The sequence below is a fragment of the Bradyrhizobium sp. Leo170 genome (assembly GCF_004296405.1).
GTDB lineage: Bacteria > Pseudomonadota > Alphaproteobacteria > Rhizobiales > Xanthobacteraceae > Bradyrhizobium.
Window position 1 is genome coordinate 1 of record NZ_PSRR01000777.1, and the last position, 876, is coordinate 876.

General features: G+C 65.3%; 1 protein-coding gene. It reads left to right on the top strand.

Annotated elements, in window-relative coordinates:
* Nucleotides 1-72: 72 nt before the first annotated feature.
* Nucleotides 73-876: IS66 family transposase (locus tag CWO89_RS44640; protein WP_245476882.1), on the top strand; the 804-nt coding region annotated here is incomplete at its 3' end.

Sequence of the window (876 nt, forward strand, 5' to 3'; positions counted from 1 at the left end):
GCAGCCGACCGTTGTCGGCTGAGGCGTGAGGATTTCGCTGGAGCACGGGTCGCGCGGATGTATCGTCTGATCATGGCGATTCGTCCCGACGCTCTCCCGACCGATCCGGCGGCTCTGACCGAGATGGTGCTCGCGCTTGACGCTGAGAACGAGAAGCTGCGCGTAGCAATGCAGACGCTCAAGGAGATGATCTTCGGGAAGCGGTCGGAGCGGCTTGCGGTGCTCGTGGACGAACAGCTTGCGCTCGAGCTGGGCGATCTTGAGGCTGACCCTACGCTGCCTGCGCCCGCCAACGATGATGTGGCTGTGGCGAAGCCACCCAGCAAACCGCGCAAGAAGGCGCGCCGCAACATCGGCGCGCTTCCAAAGCACCTGCCGCGCTGCGAGCAGGTGCTGGAGCCGGAGGCAACCGCGTGCCCATGCTGCCAAGGTCAGCTCCACAAGATCGGCGAGGACGTCAGCGAGGTGCTGGACATCATCCCGGCGATTCTGCGGGTGCTGCGCACGATCCGTCCTAAATATGGCTGCCGCAGCTGCACCGATGGTGTGGTCCAAGCGAAGGTGCTGCCGCGCCTGATCGAGAGCGGCATGGCCTCGACCGCACTCGTGAGCCACGTGGTGATCTCGAAGTTCGCCTGGTATCTGCCGCTGTATCGGCAAGTGCAGATTCTGGCCGGCCAGGGCGTCCATCTCGACCGGTCGACGCTTGCCGGCTGGGTGAAGCGTGCGGCCTGGTGGCTCAGGAGCCTCTATGACCTCCAGCTGCGCACGATCCAGGCCGCGCCGCGCGTGTTCTGCGACGAGACGCCGATGCCGGTGCTCGATCCCGGACGACATCGCACCCGCATCTGCCAGTTCTGGGCGCATGCCATGGAT